The sequence below is a fragment of the Pseudolysinimonas sp. genome (genome assembly GCF_039912695.1).
Lineage (GTDB): Bacteria > Actinomycetota > Actinomycetes > Actinomycetales > Microbacteriaceae > Pseudolysinimonas_A.
In genome coordinates this window covers 17928-34212 of record NZ_JBDSPJ010000014.1, presented here as the reverse complement: position 1 = coordinate 34212, position 16285 = coordinate 17928, and the positions used below count along the sequence as shown (strand labels likewise).

Here is a 16285-nt window from a genome sequence, read left to right as displayed (position 1 = left end):
CGGCTGGGACACGGCGCCGTCACGCAGATTCGGTCAGAAGTCGAGCGCGAACACCTTCCGAGCGATGTGCTCGAAGAAGTCGGCCTTCTCGGGATCACTGATCGGCAGCGCATCCTGAGCCGCCACCTCGGCGGCGTCGAACTGATACGGGTAATCCATGGCGTACATCACCCGATCGACCCCCACGACCTCACGGGTGAACATGATCGCGGGCGCCCACGGCATCCCCGAGGTCGTCAACCAGATGTGCGACCGGAAGTAGTCCGACACCGGCTTCCGCAGGGGCTTGATCTGCTCGTAGCGTCCGGCGCGCACCTGTTTGCCGTGCATGTGGTCGATGCGGCTCAGCCAGAACGGCAGGCCTTCGCCGAGGTGGCCGACTACGAGACGCAGGCGCGGATGCCGGTCGAAAATCCCGGCGGTCACGATGCGCAGCAGATGCAGACCTGCGCTCGCCCCGAAGCCGAGTACCGCCCCGTCGAGGCCGGCCTCGGCGTAGGGGCCGATCATGCTGTTGGGCGGGGTGTTCGGATGCAGGTAGAGCGGCACATCGAGTTCCTCGAGGGTCGCCAGCAGCGGGGCGAAGCGCGGATCGTCGATGTACGACCCACGGATGTGGTCGTTGAGGATCAGCCCCTTGAGGCCGAGTTCGGTAACCGCCCGACGCAGTTCGGCGACCGCGACATCCACGTCTTCGTAGGAGACCGCGGCGAGCGCCGAGAACCGAGTCGGATGCGCCTGCACGATCTGCGAGAGCCGGTCGTTCGCGAGGCGCGCGATGCGGGCGCCTTCCTGCGCGTCGAGCACCTGCGTGCCCGGTGCTGTGACGGCGAGCACCTGGTGGTCGATGCCGGCGGAGTCCATGTCGGCCAGACGCCCCTCAGCGGCACCCTGCAATCGGGCGGCGACGGCCTGCGGCTGCGGATGGTCAGAGCCGAGGAAGTAGCCCATCAAGCTGCCGAAGCCGATGTCGTCGATCGTCTTCTCAGACAGGTGGCGTCGGTAGAGGTCGATGAGCTCGGGGGGAGCCCAGGCTTCCTCCGTCGCGATGCGCAGATATTGACGGTTACTGGGGGTCACGGGGCGTGCCTTTCGGTCGCAGAGCGGTTGGCTTCGGTGCGGACTGCCTCGTCGGGCTGACCGGAGATGGGGGTGAGGCGCACGGTCACGACAGCTGACCTGCCGCCTTGCACTTCTTTCAGACCCTCGCGCAACGCTTCAGCGAGGGCGTCGAACGACGTGACGATCGTGCTCCAGGCGTCGCCTGCCGCTGCCGCGATCCCGCCGTAGTCGGCGCTCTGCTGCAGATTGACCCAGTACCGGTCGGTGCGCGCGGCGACGCCCTTCGGATGAAGGCGCTCGAGGTTGCGCTTCGTCGCGTTCCAGCCGCCGTTATCGAGCACGACCGTGAGCACGGCAAGCCCGTAGTGATGCGCGATCCAGGCCGCCGAGGCCGGCTCGGCGAGAAAGTAGGTGCCGTCGCCGACGATGCTCACCACGGCGCGATCGAGGGCGGCGAGCTTCACCCCGAGAGCACCCCCACCCGACCAGCCGAGCGACGTGCCGCGGTTGCCGTAGAGGGTTCCCGGCAGGCGTCGGGGGAGGTGCTTCCAGACCGCCGGAGCGGCAGAAATCGCCTCGTTGAGCACGATCGTGTCATCGTCGATGAGACCGGCGAGCACATGCGAGACGCTCGCGGGGGTCAGCAGCCGGGCAGAGACATCCGCCGCCACCTCGGCGTCCCAGGCTTCGCGAACGACGCGGGCCTCCCGCTCGATGTCCTCCGCGCGGGAAACCGCGGCCGGCGCAGGACCGGGACCGCACCGTTCGAGCAGCTGGGCCAGCACGATTCCCGCATCGGCACGCACGAAGCGATCGGCGGGCATGTACCAGAGCGGCAGCGACTCCTGCAGCGGATCCTCGTTCACGACGAAGACGGCGGCGTCGGGCGTCGGGCGGCCGAGCACGTCGACCCACGGCACGTCGGTGTCGATCGCGAGGATGACATCCGCGTCGGCGAGGAGGCGGTGCGGGTCGTCGCCCGCGTGCAGGCGGTGATCGCGCGGAAAGTTCAGTACTTCAGCGTTGTACTCGACGACGGCGAGCCCGAGCCGTTCGGCGACCGACACGAGTCGGGCGACGTTCTCGTGGCGGCGGCCCAGGTAGGTGGTGATGACGACCGGGTGCGCGGCGCGGGCGAGGGCCGCATACAGTTCGTCGACGACATCCTCGGGTGCGGGGGCTGGGGCGATCGGCTCCCACTGCCGCAGGGCGAGTTGGGGGGCAGGGGCGCGCTCTTCGAGCACCTCGCGGGCGGCCGTCAGGTACACCGGTCCGGCCGGCGCGCTCTGCGCGATCTGCAGTGCGCGGTGAACGATCTGTGGCACGTTTACCGCCGTGCGGATGTCGTAACTCCACTTCACGTACGGCCGCACGAGACCGTGCTGGTCGGCGACATCTTGAAGGTGGTTGACGAAGGTGTTGCGCCCGCCCGGCAGTTCGCCCTCGAGCGTGTACGGCGTGAGCCCGGCAAAGACGAACACCGGAATCCGCGAGCGGGCCGCGTTGTGCACCGCACCGCCGAGGTTGGCGGTGCCGACGTCGGTGTGCACGAACACCGCCTGCGGACGGCCCGTCACGGCGGCGTAGCCGTGCGCCGCGCTCAGCGCGGTGGCCTCGTGCGGGCAGAGGATGACGGTCGGGGTATCGAGGCCAGCTTCGCGGTCGACGGCGAGCGCCTCGATGATCGCGGGATGGTCGCTGCCGAAGTTGGCGAACAGATGCGTGACGCCGGCATCCCGGAGCGCGTCGACGAGCAGCGCCCCGGCCGACAGCTCGCCGGCAGAGCGCTCGGGGCTGCTCACGCCGACCGCGCGGGGAGCGCGTGAACGTCGATGCTGTGGAACTGCAGATACTCCTCAATTCCGTGCGGCGATCCTTCCCAGCCGATGCCGCTCTGCTTCCAGCCGCCCATCGGGATCTCCCGGGTTCCCGTGGCCGAGAACATGGCGCTGTTGACGAACGTCACCCCCGCTTCGATGCGACCCGCGACCTCGACCGCGTGCTCGGGGGAACTCGACCACACCGACGAGCAGAGCCCGTACTCGGTGTCGTTGGCCCAGGCAATCGCCTGCTCCTCCGAGTCGCAGACGATGATCGGCAGGATCGGCCCGAACTGCTCCTCACGCACGACCTCGTCGCCGTGCTGGGCGTCGAGCACCACCGCGGGGAGGAGGAAATACCCGTCGTCCCAGGTGTCGGGGTCGACCTTCGAGCCGAGGACGCGAACATCCCGGCCGGCAGCCCTCGTGCTCTCGAGAAGGCGCTGGATGCGCTCGAACTGCCCGGCGTTGTTGACGGGACCCATCGTGGAGCGCTCGTCGGCGGCGTCGCCGACGGCCATCGCGTCGACGCGCGCGAGGAGCAACCGCCGGAACTCGTCCGCGATCGACCGCGGCACATACACGCGCTTGGTGGCAAAACAGACCTGGCCGGCCCGCCGATAGGCCGACAGCACGATCCGGTCGACGGTCTCGGCGAGATCGGCGTCTTCGAGCACAACCGCCGGGTCGTTGCCGCCCAGCTCGAAATGCACGGGCAGCAGGGAATCCGCAGCCTGCCGCATGATGTGCCGCGCGGTCGCGCCGCCTCCCGTGAACGAGACTTTGCGCACGCGGCTGTCGTCGAGCAGCGCCCGCACGACCTCGGCCTCACCGTTCACGATGTTGAGCACACCCGGGGGTAGCTCGGCGGCGGCGAGCCCAGCGAGCAGCGAGACGCCAAGCGGGGCGAAGGGTGAGGGCTTCAGGATGACGGCGTTGCCGGCGGCGATCGCGGGCGCGATCTTGTTCGCGGTCAGCAGCACCGGGGCGTTCCAGGGCACGACGCAGGCCACGACGCCGTAGGGCTTGCGCTCGACCCGCACGAAGGTGCCCTCCCCCTCACCGGCGACCGTGGTGTCGTCGAGAACCCGCGGCAGGTAGGCGGCGACATCGCGGAACGAGTCGGCGGCGGCGCCCACCTCGCGACGAATCGTCGTGACAACGCTGCCGTTCTCGCGGGTCGTCAGATCGATCAAGCGATCTGCGTTCGCGTCGATCGCGTCGGCGATGCGCAGCAGCAGCGCGGCCCGTTCCTGCACCGACGTCGCGGCCCAGGCGGATGCGGCAGCGGCTGCCGCGTCGACGGCGGCCACGGCGTCGGCAGACGTGCCTTCGGCGACGATACCGACCACTTCGGCGAGCCGGCTCGGGTTGCGCACCTCGAAGGTGCGGTCACCCGCGACGGCTGCTCCGCCGATCCAGTGCCCGGTTTCGATCGGGTCGGTTCGCGTTTCGATCGTCGACATCATCGTCCTTTCGTTGTGACGCCCCGGGGCGCTCACTCGTCTTTCGGCATGACTAGGGAAAGCAGGTGGTTGCGCAATCCGAGGAACGCGTCGCTTGAGCGGGTCTCCACCTGCGAGCGCTTATCGCCGAGGGGGACGTCGACCACCTCACGCACCACGCTGGGGTTCTTCGAGAGCACGACGATACGGTCGCTCAGGTAGATCGCCTCGTCGATATCGTGCGTCACGAGCACGACGGTGATGCCGAGGTCCCGACGCACCTGCAGGATGAGGTCTTCGAGGTCGAACCGGGTCTGCGCGTCGACCGACGCGAACGGCTCATCCATGAGCAGCAGTTCGGGGCGGTACGACAGGGCGCGCGCGATGGCGACCCGCTGCTGCATCCCGCCGGACAGCTCCCAGGGGTATGTCTTCTCGACGTGCCCGAGGCCAACGCTCTGCAGCGACTCGGCAACCCGCGCGGCGCGCTGTGCCCGCGGCACCCCCCGAGCCGCCAACGGAAGGGCGACGTTCCCGCCGTTGGTCAGCCAGGGGTAGAGCGAGCGCCCGTAGTCCTGGAAGACGAGGCCCAGCTGCTCCGGCACATTCGAGAGCGGCTTTCCTTCGAAGGTCACGCGCCCGGCACTGGCTGGCGCGAGGCCGGCGATGCAGCGCAACAGGGTCGTCTTTCCCGCGCCACTCGGGCCAACGATGCAGAGAAACTCGCCCTTCGAGACCTGGAACGAGACGTCGTCAATCGCCATGTTGGCGTGGTCGGTTCCCTCGTTGTAGATCTTGCGCAGACCTTCGACGGCGAGCACCGTTTCGGTGGCGGTCGGGGTGGCTGAAGTTGACGACATGAGGCTCCTTTACGACGATCCGAGTGCGCGCGAACGGTAGTACCAGCGCAGCGCGCGACGTTCGGCGAACACGAACAGGTAGTTGAGAACGGTGCCGAGCAGGGCAAGGACGAGGATGCCCGTCCACATCTTCTTGATGGCAAACTCGGCCTGCGCCTGCAGGATGAAGAACCCGATGCCCGATTGGGCCGCGACCATCTCGCTCACGACCATGAGCACGATGCCGATCGTGAGGCTCGCGCGCAGCCCTGCGGCGATCTGCGGCGCGGCTCCCGGAAGTACGAGTCGCCAATAGGTGCGCCAGCCGCCGAGCCGCAGCGCCTTAGCCGTGTCGAACTTGACGGTGTCGATTCCGCGCATGCCGTCGAGAGTGTTGAGCAGCGTCGGCCAGATCGAGCCCAGCGCGATGAGGGCAATCTGACGGACGTCGCCGATCCCGAAGATGGCGATCATCGCGGGCAGCAGCGCGGGTGCCGGCAGAACGTAGAGGAAGTAGATCAGAGGATTTGCCGCGACACGGAGGTAGCGCACCCGCCAGAGCAGCGAGCCGCCGATGATGCCGATCAGCGTGCCGACGAGGTAGCCGAGAAGGAGGTTGCGCAAGCTCGACACCGCGTTGGCCCACGCACCGAAGACGACCCACTGATTCCAGGTCTCGACCAGGATGTCGTGAAGCGGCGGGAAGAACGGGGACTTGCTGCTGGCCGACGCGAACCACCACGCGGCGATGAGCAGCACCGGCAGCCACAGCGGTACCAGCGCGGACAGAACCCGGCGCACCCCCGAGCGACTACGGGATGGGAGCACGGTCGGCACCGCGCTCGTCGTCAGCCTCGTCATGCCGCACCCGCCTTGTTGGAATCCCGGATGTTGCGCTGCGACTCGTGCCAGTGCATGACCTTCTTCTCCATCAGAAAGAATGCGCCGGTCAGCAGCACGCCGAGCACGCCCGCGACGATGATGTAGGCGTACATCGTCGGGTAGGCCTCGACGCCGGTGTTCTGGGCGAGCAAGATGTTGCGTCCGATGCCCGGCGCACCCCCGACGAGTTCGGCGACGATCGACAGGATGAGCGCCTGCGCCGAGGCGATCCGCATCCCCGTCACGAGATAGGGCGAGGCGCTCGGGATGCTGACCGTCAAGAACCGGCGCACACCCCGCACGCCGAGCGCCCGCGCGGTGTCGAGAACGATCGGGTCCATCGACCGCACGCCGTAGATCACTTGGATCACGAACGGCCAGAACGCCGCGAAAAAAATGAGGAAGACCTTCATCGGCAGCGTCGACCCCGCGAGCAGGATGACGATCGGCAGAATCGCAATTGCGGGGATGGCTTTGAAGATCTCGATCACGGGGGCGGCGCTGCGCTGGGCGAACGCGCTAAACGCGAGCGCCGTGCCGACAAGGAGCCCGAGAACGATCGTGATGACCATCCCGATCGCCCACCCCAACATGGTCGCGCCCACCGCCGGCCATATTCGACCGGTGCGGACTTCGCGCGCGAGCGCCTCCATCGTGTCAGTCATGGTCGGGAACTGAGTGGGACTGATCGAACCGCTGGCCGTGGCGACTTGCCAGGCGACCAGGAGCGCGCCGATCGTGAGGATCGGCAGAGTCCAGGTCAGCCAGGAGCCCGCTGCCTTGCGCATCGTTGGCCTCTCAGGAATGTGAACGGGTGGTGGGGGGCTTCCCGGAGGAAACCCCCCACCTCATCCTTACTTCAGCGTGACTGCTTACTTCAGCGCTCCGGGCCAGACGACCGTTGAGACGTCGAGATTCTGAAGGGCCGCCTTCGCCGACGCGTCGGTGCTGAACTTCACCAGGAGATCGCGGGCGGTCGTGAAGCCACTCAGGGTGAGAGTGGGATCGCCCCCGATGTTCCAGCGCGCATTCGCAGCCTGCTCCGGGGTAATGCCCATGCCGTCGACGAGCGCCTGCTTGGCCACGTCCACGTGCTCAGTCGCCCCGCGGATCGACTCGGCCATGGCATCCGCGAAGGCCTGAACGGTGTTCGGGTTCTGGTCGATGAACGACTGCGAGGTGTTGAACAGCGTGGTCGACGAGCCTTCGAAGAGCTCCCGGTTGTTGTAGCCGAGCTCGACGCCACCTGCCTTGATCGCGTCGCCCGCGAACGGCCACTGCATGACCGCCGCATCCACGTCGCCGTTGGCAAGCGCTGCAGCCATCTGCCCGAACGGCAGCTGCACGAGTTGGATCGTCGTGGTGTCGACGCCGGCACGATCAGCGAGCTCCCACATCGTCAGCGTGTTGTGTGACGAGAGACCCACCGTCGCCACGCGCTTGCCTGCGAGATCTCCGAACCCGGTGATCCCCGAAGCCGCCGAGGCGATCGTGACGGTGCCCGAATCATCGGCCTGGATCTGGCCCTCGATCGTCGTTACCGCACGAATCGGGATGCCGTTCGCGTTCGCGGTGACCACGTGCACAACGGTCGCAAATCCGAAGTCGTAGGTTCCGCTCGCCAAGCCGGAAACGATTGCGGCGATGTCGGTCTGCGGCACGATGTCGAGCTTGAGCCCGTGCGCTTCGAAGATGCCCTCTTGGATGCCGTAGTAGAGCGGGGCGAACTGCGTCGAGGGGTTGATCGCGATGGTGAGCGACGACTTCTCCGGTGCGCCCGGCGTTGCGCCGGCGTTGCCGCCGATATCCGGGCCCGTGCCACAGGCGGTGAGGAGCGCGAGCGACGCGGCGGCGGCGACGATGCCGCTCCAGCGACGTACAGGGGACTTTCTCATGATGAAACCTCCGGTTTTACAGCATGGGATGTTGCAGGCGTGGTGCTGTCACTCAGACCCAGAAGGCGGGTCACATTGCCCTGGTAGATCCGGTCGCGATCGACGTCGTCAAGGATGTCCATCTCCTCAAGATTCGCGATCGTGTCCCGGATATAGCCCGGCCCCTTCTCGGGGTCGAACGGCGTATCGGAGCCGAACAACGTGTGATCGACGCCGAAGAATCTGATTGCCGTGCGCATCGAGTCGCCCGCACCGAAGTACGCGGTGTCGACGTAGAACTTCTTGAAATAGTCAATCGGTCGGAGGGTGAGCGGGTAACCCGCGATGTCCTCCGCCTGGTCGGCCGGGGTGCGAGAGCCGAGCTGGTCCCATCCGGGTCCGATCCGCCCCGCGAAATGGGGGATCATCGCGCCCCCGTGGTGGATCAGAATCTTGATGTCGGGCAGCCGCTCGAACATCCCCGCGAAGACCAGGCGCGACATGAACGCCGACAGGTCGTACTCCCAGCCCAGCGTCCACCAGATCTCGAACTTGGAACGCTCTTCCGTCTTGTAGTCGCTCCAGCTCGAGTCGCGGCAGGGGTGCACCTGAATCATCTTGTCGCCGCGCCGCGCGACAGCCTCAAAGAACGGGAAGAACCGCTCCTGATCCATCGGGCCACCGCCGACGTGCGTATAGATCTGCACCCCGACGGCTCCGAGCTGGTCGAACGCCCGCTCGGCCTCGGCTATGGCGTTGTCGACATCGTCGAGCGCGACCGCGGCGCAAAAGCCCTCGAACCGGTCGGGGTGGTCGGCCACGAGCTCCGCCATCCCGTCGTTCGCGATCCGCGCGAGTTCGGCGGTGCGCTCACGTGGCCCCAGGTCGTCGAGTGGCGGGGCTGCGGTGTTGATGATCTGCCGGTAGTCGGCCCCGAACTGGTCCATCACTCTGAAGCGTTCGTCAAGATCGACGAGGGCTGGCACTCCGCTCACGCGCTTCTGGACATTGCGCGCCACCGGACTGTCGGTGATCGCGAACAGTCGTTCGGCATATGCCGCCGGAAGCACGTGGCAGAAAGCGTCGATCTTCATCGAGGACGTCCCTTCCCCCCGGCGCTTCGTCGCAACCGGAGTGAAACGGAGACAATCAAATGGCGGTGCCCCGGTAAACCCCACGTCCGTCCAAATTCCGCAGGACGGAATCGCGACGCGACAGTTCAGCCCGGGAGGCGGGAACGGATCCCGGCAGCACACTCCCGCAACTCCACGACGACTTCCCGCACCCGGCGCGGCGGAAGGCGGTCGCTGGGGGCCGACATGGCGACGGCCGCGATCGTGGCGCCCCCGCGATCCCGGAGGGGAACCGCGACCGCTGTCAGTCCTTCGACGCTCTCCTCGTGATTGATCGCGTACCCACGCATCAGCACCAGCGCTAGCTCGTCGACGAGCTGAGTGAAGGTCTTCGTGTGCGACGTGAAACGCCGGAGGCCCCGAGGGTAGAGCGAGCGCAACGCCTCTTTTGACAGTTCAGCGAGCAGGATCTTTCCGCCCGAGGTCGCGTACGCCGGCAACAGGGTGCCGGTGAGCACGTGGGTGCGAACGCGTTGATCCGCCTCGAAGCCAGCGACGAAACGCACCGAATCGTCTTGAAGCACGAGCACGTTCACCGTCTCTCCGATCCGCATTGTGGCCGCGCGCAGGTAGGGCTCGCTGACCTCGCGGAGGTCGATCGCGCGGGTGCTTGAGAAGCCGAGCTCGATCAGCGCGGGGCCCACGCGATAAGCCCGAGTGATGCGATCTTGAGTGACAAACCCGCGGTGCTCGAGGGTGCTCAAGAGTCGATGCGTTGTCGACGCCGAGACGCCGATCCGTCGGGCGGCGGTCGTCACTCTGAGGTCAGGTTCGTCGCGCAGCAGAAGAAGAAGTTGCAGCGCGTGATCGACGGAGTTGACCGGATGTCGAGGTCCCGCTGACTGCTCCATCGCCATTCGTTGACGATAAACCGTCGTCAGCTCAGCCGCCGGGTGAGCGCCGGGTATCGGCGAGGGTGCTGAGGGTCGCTACCACCTGGCGGGCGATCGAACGTCCCGCCCGGTTCGCACCGATCGTCGATGCTGTGGGGCCGTAGCCAGCAAAGAAGATGCGCGGGTTCTTCGATGAGACGTTCTTGCCCACCGTGATGCCGCCGCTCTTCTCGCGCAACTTGAGAGGTGACAGGTGCCGCAGTTCGGGGCGGAACCCCGTCGACCAGATGATCGCGTCCGCCGGGCGAAATGCACCGTTCGACCACCGGATGCCGGTCGGCTCAATCGAGGAGAACATCGGGCGAGCGACGAGCAACCCGCGATCGATTGCCGCCTGCACCCGACGGCTGCGCGGCATCCCGGTTGTACTCACGATGCTCGGCAGCGCGCGGCCATCGCGTGCCGCGTCGTCTTGCAGGGCGACCGCCGCCAGCCCACCCTCAATATTGAGGTCGTTGCCTTCGAGGTACTCGATCGGTCGACGTGCGACCCAGGTGACCTCGTCCGCCACACCCTCGAGCTCCATGAGGAAACCGATCGCACTCGTGCCTCCGCCGACGACCACAACGTTCTTCCCGCGAAACTCTTCGGCATCCACGTAGTCCGCGGTGTGCACATGCCGACCGCGAAAGTCGTTCATACCCGGGTAGTACGGCACGAACGGGGAGCCCCAGGTTCCGGTCGCGTTGACCACGACGAGGCACGACACTTCACGCGATCCGTGCGCGCCCTCAAACGTGACGTTGAACCCGTCCGGGGTATCGAGCACTTCGGTGACGGCCGCGGGACGTACCACCTGAAACCCGTAGTGCTCCTCGTACCGTGCGTAGTAGTCCGAGACGACGTCTTTCGCGGGCGCGGCCTTGTCGGCCGTGTCGAAGCTGACCCCGAGCTCATCCATCCCGGGCAGATCGTTAACCCGGTGGGCGTAGCCGAGACGTAGGGCCTCCCACCGGAATTGCCAGGCTCCACCGGTTCCCGGACCGCGATCGAGCATCACGAATTCGTTGCCGGGATCGAGGCCGAGGCGACGGAGGTAGTAGCCAACGGAGAGGCCCGCCTGCCCAGCTCCGACGATGACGACCGAGGTGTCGATGTCGGAGTCTGCCACCCGCTCAGGCTACCCGGCTTGGTCACAGCCGCCGAAGGCGCTCAATGGGCTGCGTGCTAGAGTCATCCGCAGTCTTTTCAGTCAATTCGCAACCTGAGATCAAGGGGGTCACGCATGGGGCGCGGCCGTCAAAAAGCGAAGCACACCAAGGTGGCTCGCGACCTCAAGTACTTCTCCCCGGACACCAACTACGGTGCCCTTCAGGAGGAGCTTGGAGGCAATCCACGACTCGAGGAAGACCTCGCCAAGTGGGCCGAATACATCACACCCGATGACGTCGAGTCCGATGAGGACGCGCCGGAGTCGAAGACCGCCTAGTCGGGACGGCCGAGTCGGTCATCGATCACCACGGGAGCGTTCCGTGGCGATCTTGGAAGGTCGCGGTCGGTCCGGACCGGTCGAGGTTCGCCATCCTGACGATGATTTCAGCGCCTTCCTCGACCGTCTGCGGTCCGCGGTGGGCGTTGAAGTCGGTGGCAGTAAATCCCGGTTCGACGATATTGATCTTGAACGACGGCAGCGCCTTGGCGTACTGCAGCGTCACCATTACCAGCGCCGCCTTGGACGCTCCATAGGCCAGCACCGGGAGTGTCGACTCGATCCGATCCGGGTTCATCACCAGCGCCTTCGAGCCGATCGACGACCCGACATTGACGATCACCGGATTCGCTGACCTCTCAAGCAACGGAATGAACGCCTGCGTCACACGCACAACTCCGAAGACGTTGGTCTCGAAAACATCGCGCATCTCAGTTCCGCCGATCTCGGGCGCGGGACGATACGGACCCCCAATGCCGGCGTTGTTCACGAGTACATCGAGGTGTCCCTCCGCCTGCTCGATGGCACGAGCGGCAGCGTCAACCGATTCCTGGTCAGTGACGTCGAGCTGGACGAAGCGGGCGCCGATGCTCTGCGCCGCAGACTGGCCCCGCGACGAGTCTCGCGCTCCGACGTAGACCGTGTGGCCCGCACCCGCGAGTCGGCGAGCGGTCTCGAAACCCAGGCCTTTGTTGGCGCCGGTAATCAATGAAATAGTCATCCCCTCACAGTGCCGGGAGGCTGCGATCGCATCCAGGGAACACCGTTACTACCCTGAGCCGGAGCAGGACCACACTGTCCGTATGGACTCAGCGCCCCTCGCCCGCACTCTGCGCGCGTGGCGACGACGGGCACAGCCGGAAAACGTCGGCCTCCCGCGCACTCCTCGGCGGAGGACTCCCGGTTTGCGGCGCGAGGAACTGGCCTCGCTTTCGGGCACGTCCGTCGAGTACATCGTCCGGTTGGAGCAAGGCCGCTCCGCTCACCCATCGCAACAGGTACTCCTCGCGATTTCTCGCGCGCTCGACTTGTCTGAGACCGAGCGCGAGCATCTTTTCGTTCTCGCCGGACTGGCTGCTCCCGACGAGGGACGCATTCCCCGGGCTGTGACCCCCGGGGTCACGCGAATCGTCGACCGGCTTTCGGGCACGACCGCCGCGATCGTCTGCACCCTTGCGTGGGAGATGGTCTACTGGAATCCATTGTGGGCAGCCCTGCTGGGCGACCCGACCGCGACGGAACCGCGAAGTCGCAACTACGTCTGGCGGCATTTCACGGACGCTTTGACGACCGTGGGCCATACCCCGTCGGCGCTGGCTGAGTTCGAGCACGACATCGTGTGCGATCTACGTCGCGCCGTCGACCGCTTCCCTGCCGAAACCGAGCTAGCCCAGATGTGCGACGAGCTGGCGCGACGAAACAGCCGCTTCGCCGACCTCTGGGACTGCGGTGACGTCGCGGCCCATCACTCCATGAGAAAGACCGTCAACCACCCCAGAGCTGGCACAATCGCTGTCGACTGCGACGTTCTCGCGGTTCCCGAATCAGAGCTCTACGTCGTCGTCTTCACAGCTGAGCCGGGCTCGGAGGATGCCCGGCGACTGAGTACCCTGAGCGTCACGGCATCGACGGAGGCGCAGGCCAAGCCCTAACCTGCGTAGGAACCGACCAGGCGCACGGCGCCGCCGTTCACACCTTTTGCACCCTGCACGAAACCGTCGAGGTCGTGTGAGCCGATCGTGACGCGTCCGGCGACCCAGGCGGGCAGACCGGATGCCGTGAGGGCGTGAGTCACGGCCGAGGCGGCCTCGCGGGCGACGATCGCGATCATCCCGACGCCGAGGTTCCAGGTACCCTCGGTGTCTTCCAGGTCGAGGCCCCCCCACGAGCTGAGGATGCGGAACACCGGCTGTGGACTCCAGGTCGAGCGGTCGAGTTCCACCCACGAGCCGTCGGGCAGCACGCGCGCGAGGTTCGCCGCGATCCCACCCCCGGTGATGTGGGACAGGGCATGCACGGCATCCGGGATTTCGTCGAGAAGCCGCAGCAGCGGAGTCGTGTACAGCCGGGTGGGTTCCAGCAGCGCTGAGCCGACAACGCCGCCGAACTCCGGGGTTTCGTCGGTGAACGCCGTGCCGCGCCGGCTGAGGATCTGTCGCACGAGCGAGAAGCCGTTGCTGTGCAGTCCGCTCGACGCGATGGCAATGACGACGTCGCCGTGCCGCACCTTGTCGGGGCCGAGTACTGCGTCGGCTTCGACGGCTCCGACGGCGGCCCCTGCGACGTCGTAGTCGTCCTCGGCCAGCAGTCCCGGATGTTCGGCCGTCTCGCCACCGACGAGGGCGGTACCGGTGGCCGCGCAGGCTGCCGCGATGCCGGTGACGATGGCGGCGATGCGTTCGGGGACGACCTTGCCGCACGCGATGTAGTCGGTCATGAACAGCGGCTTCGCGCCGACCACGACGATGTCGTCGACGACCATGCCGACGAGGTCTTGGCCGATCGTGTCGTGGATGTCGAGTGCCTGAGCGATCGCGACTTTGGTGCCAACGCCATCCGTGCTGGTGGCGAGCAGCGGTTTGCGGAACGCCGTGAGCGCCGAGACGTCGTAAAGGCCGGCGAACCCACCCACGCCGCCGAGCACGTTGGGGCCGTGAGTGCGCGAGACGGCCGACTTCATCAGTTCGACAGCTAGGTCTCCCGCGGCTGTGTCGACGCCGGCCTCGGCGTACGGGTCGCGTTGGGTCGTCACCACGAAGTCGTCACCACGAAGCCAGGGTATCGGGCGCGCGTAGGCTCGAAACCGTGCACGCCGACGGAGTCCGGAGTTGGGAGTCTCGCGAGGACGCCTCGCGCGAGATCCTCGTGGGGCTGTACGTGCGTGACGCGCTGGGCGTGACCGACCCGTCCGGCCTGCCGCGCCTGCTCGGTACCGGCCTATCCGATCCCGAACGCGCCGACGAAATGACGAACTGGTGGTGGCAGCGCTGGTGGATCGCAATCCTCGATCCCGACGAAGGCCGCGGGTTCGGCCTACCAACGGAGGCGGGTGAGGTTGGTGATCGGGCGTTGCGGCGCCACCTCGACGACGCCCGCACCTGGGCCGACGTTGCGCACGAGGCCTACGACCTGGGCGCAGTGGCGCGAGCACGGACGGGTGATTTGCCGCTCAATCACGTCGTCGCGGAGCGCGCGGCCGCCCTCGACCGACCCGTGAATCCGTTCCGACTGCGCATCGAAGTGCTGCCGCTCACGACGGCGGGCATCTGGTGGATCGGGGAGCACGCGATCGCCGTCGACGAGTTGCTACGCGACGACCCCGCGTCGTACGCGTTGGCGCTCGAGCCGATCATCGAGCGACTCGCGTAGCGGTGTGAAACACTGAGTCGTACCACCCGGTACCTTCGCGTCACAATCTTCCGGGAGCCTTCACGGCATGTGCGGCATCGTCGGCATCGTCTCCTCGAGTCCCGTCAACCAACAGGTCTATGACGCTCTCGGCCTGCTGCAGCATCGCGGCCAGGATTCGACGGGCATCGCGACCTCTGACGGCAGCATCATCCACATGCATCGGGCCAGCGGCCAGGTGCGCGAGGCGTACCGCACCCGCGACATGCGCAGCCTGCTCGGCACGATGGGCCTGGGCCACGTTCGGTACACCACCCGCGGCAACGCCAACAAAGAGCAGGAGTCGCAGCCGTTTTACGTGAACGCGCCGTACGGCATCGTGCTCGTGCACAACGGCAACCTCACGAACACGCGGGAGCTCACAGAAGAGCTGTTCCGCATCGACCGTCGGCACCTCAACACCGACTCCGACACCGAACTGCTGGTCAACGTGCTCGCGCACGAACTGCAACAGCAGGTACGCGGCGCGACCCTCGACCCCGACCAGGTTTTCGACGCGATCGAGCGCTTGCACGAGCGAGTCGAAGGGTCGTACGCATCCATCGCCCTCATCGCTGGCCACGGGATGCTCGCCTTCCGCGACCCGTTCGGCATCCGCCCGCTGGTTCTCGGCAAGCGGGTGCGCGGGCTGGTCGGCACCGAGTGGGTGGTGGCGAGCGAATCTCTCGTGCTCGAGGCGGCTGGCTACGAACTAGTTCGGGATGTCGCCCCCGGCGAAGCGATCTACATCACCCGCGACGGCGAGATGTTCTCCCGCCAGTGCGCGAAGAACCCGGTGCTGATGCCGTGCGCCTTTGAGTACGTCTACCTGGCCCGCCCCGACTCGATTATGAACGGCATCTCGGTGTACGAGGCGCGGTTGCGCCTCGGCGACCGGCTCGCCGAGACCATAGCGAAGTACACCCCGTCGGGGGCGATCGATGTCGTCATGCCGATTCCCGACTCGTCGCGACCGGCCGCCATGCAGGTCGCCCAGAGACTCGGCATCGAGTACCGCGAAGGCTTCTACAAGAACCGGTACGTCGGGCGAACGTTCATCATGCCCGGGCAAGAGCAACGCCGACGCAGCGTCCGGCAGAAGTTGAACGCGATGTCGAGCGAATTCAAGGGCAAGAACGTTCTCATCGTCGACGACTCGATCGTGCGCGGCACGACGTCGAAAGAGATCATCGACATGGCACGTCAGGCGGGTGCCAACTCGGTGACCTTCACCTCCGCAGCTCCCCCGGTGCGGTATCCGCACGTCTACGGCATCAACATGCCGACGCGCGGCGAGCTGGTCGCGGCCGGGCGCAAGATTCCCGAAATCGCGACCGCGCTCGGCGCCGACTACCTGATTTACCAGGAGGTCGAAGACATGCAGGCCGCGATCCTGGAGGGCACCGACATCCCGGGTCTCGAAATGTCGTGCTTCACCGGCGACTACATCACCGGGACTGTGACCGACGAGTACCTCGCCTGGGTCGAGTCGCACCAGGCTTCTTAGACCTCGACTACTCC

The 16285-nt window shown here is 66.5% G+C and carries 16 protein-coding genes; 4 read left to right on the top strand and 12 right to left on the bottom strand.

From position 1 onward, the window contains the following. Positions 1-33 precede the first annotated feature (33 nt). From ABIR17_RS05225 to ABIR17_RS05180, 10 genes are all read right to left on the bottom strand, one after another. Complete coding sequence (locus ABIR17_RS05225; protein ID WP_348003314.1) at positions 34-1080, bottom strand: amidohydrolase family protein; 1047 nt, start codon at positions 1078-1080, stop codon at positions 34-36. Next, positions 1077-2864 (bottom strand): thiamine pyrophosphate-requiring protein, encoded by a 1788-nt coding sequence (locus ABIR17_RS05220; protein ID WP_348003313.1) that lies wholly within the window; start codon positions 2862-2864, stop codon positions 1077-1079. The genes ABIR17_RS05225 and ABIR17_RS05220 overlap by 4 nt, the downstream gene beginning before the upstream one ends. Then, complete coding sequence (locus tag ABIR17_RS05215; RefSeq protein WP_348003312.1) at positions 2861-4348, bottom strand: aldehyde dehydrogenase family protein; 1488 nt, start codon at positions 4346-4348, stop codon at positions 2861-2863. Before ABIR17_RS05215 ends, ABIR17_RS05220 begins: the two co-directional genes overlap by 4 nt. 32 nt (positions 4349-4380) lie before the next feature. Beyond that, a complete protein-coding gene (locus ABIR17_RS05210) occupies positions 4381-5187 on the bottom strand; it encodes an ABC transporter ATP-binding protein (protein WP_348003311.1) in 807 nt (268 codons plus the stop codon). A 9-nt stretch (positions 5188-5196) separates the two neighbouring features. Further along, positions 5197-6027 carry an ABC transporter permease gene (locus ABIR17_RS05205; RefSeq protein ID WP_348003310.1) on the bottom strand — a complete coding sequence of 277 codons (831 nt, stop codon included), beginning with the start codon at positions 6025-6027 and terminating at the stop codon, positions 5197-5199. Continuing rightward, the gene (locus ABIR17_RS05200; RefSeq protein WP_348003309.1) at positions 6024-6836 is read right to left on the bottom strand and encodes an ABC transporter permease; all 813 of its coding nucleotides are present in this window, start codon (positions 6834-6836) and stop codon (positions 6024-6026) included. The genes ABIR17_RS05205 and ABIR17_RS05200 overlap by 4 nt, the downstream gene beginning before the upstream one ends. Positions 6837-6920: 84 nt before the next feature. After that, entirely contained in the window at positions 6921-7943 is a 1023-nt protein-coding gene (locus ABIR17_RS05195) for an ABC transporter substrate-binding protein (protein ID WP_348003308.1), read from the bottom strand. Further along, on the bottom strand, positions 7940-9016 hold the full coding sequence (locus ABIR17_RS05190) for an amidohydrolase family protein (RefSeq protein WP_348003307.1): 1077 nt from the start codon (positions 9014-9016) through the stop codon (positions 7940-7942). The genes ABIR17_RS05195 and ABIR17_RS05190 overlap by 4 nt, the downstream gene beginning before the upstream one ends. Positions 9017-9141: 125 nt before the next feature. After that, entirely contained in the window at positions 9142-9912 is a 771-nt protein-coding gene (locus ABIR17_RS05185) for an IclR family transcriptional regulator (RefSeq protein WP_348003306.1), read from the bottom strand. Positions 9913-9937: 25 nt separating this feature from the next. Next, positions 9938-11059, bottom strand: a complete 1122-nt coding sequence (locus tag ABIR17_RS05180) for an NAD(P)-binding domain-containing protein (protein ID WP_348003305.1) — start codon at positions 11057-11059, stop codon at positions 9938-9940. A 114-nt stretch (positions 11060-11173) separates the two neighbouring features. Here ABIR17_RS05180 and ABIR17_RS05175 point away from each other — a divergent pair, with 114 nt between their 5' ends. Continuing rightward, positions 11174-11377: a DUF3073 domain-containing protein gene (locus ABIR17_RS05175; RefSeq protein WP_348003304.1), complete on the top strand. Its 204-nt coding sequence runs from the start codon at positions 11174-11176 to the stop codon at positions 11375-11377. A gap of 25 nt (positions 11378-11402) precedes the next feature. Here the strand turns inward: ABIR17_RS05175 and ABIR17_RS05170 are convergent, their stop codons facing one another. Further along, positions 11403-12098: an SDR family NAD(P)-dependent oxidoreductase gene (locus ABIR17_RS05170; RefSeq protein WP_348003303.1), complete on the bottom strand. Its 696-nt coding sequence runs from the start codon at positions 12096-12098 to the stop codon at positions 11403-11405. 82 nt (positions 12099-12180) lie between these two features. Here ABIR17_RS05170 and ABIR17_RS05165 point away from each other — a divergent pair, with 82 nt between their 5' ends. Continuing rightward, the gene (locus ABIR17_RS05165) at positions 12181-13029 is read left to right on the top strand and encodes a helix-turn-helix transcriptional regulator (protein ID WP_348003302.1); all 849 of its coding nucleotides are present in this window, start codon (positions 12181-12183) and stop codon (positions 13027-13029) included. Here the strand turns inward: ABIR17_RS05165 and purM are convergent. After that, positions 13026-14129: a phosphoribosylformylglycinamidine cyclo-ligase gene (purM, locus tag ABIR17_RS05160; RefSeq protein ID WP_348003301.1), complete on the bottom strand. Its 1104-nt coding sequence runs from the start codon at positions 14127-14129 to the stop codon at positions 13026-13028. The two genes, ABIR17_RS05165 and purM, sit on opposite strands and share 4 nt — an antisense overlap. A 53-nt stretch (positions 14130-14182) precedes the next feature. Between purM and ABIR17_RS05155 the strand changes: the two genes are divergently transcribed. Both ABIR17_RS05155 and purF read left to right on the top strand, forming a co-directional pair. After that, positions 14183-14746: a hypothetical protein gene (locus ABIR17_RS05155; RefSeq protein WP_348003300.1), complete on the top strand. Its 564-nt coding sequence runs from the start codon at positions 14183-14185 to the stop codon at positions 14744-14746. 67 nt (positions 14747-14813) lie between these two features. After that, entirely contained in the window at positions 14814-16271 is a 1458-nt protein-coding gene (purF, locus tag ABIR17_RS05150; RefSeq protein ID WP_348003299.1) for an amidophosphoribosyltransferase, read from the top strand. Positions 16272-16285 lie beyond the last annotated feature (14 nt).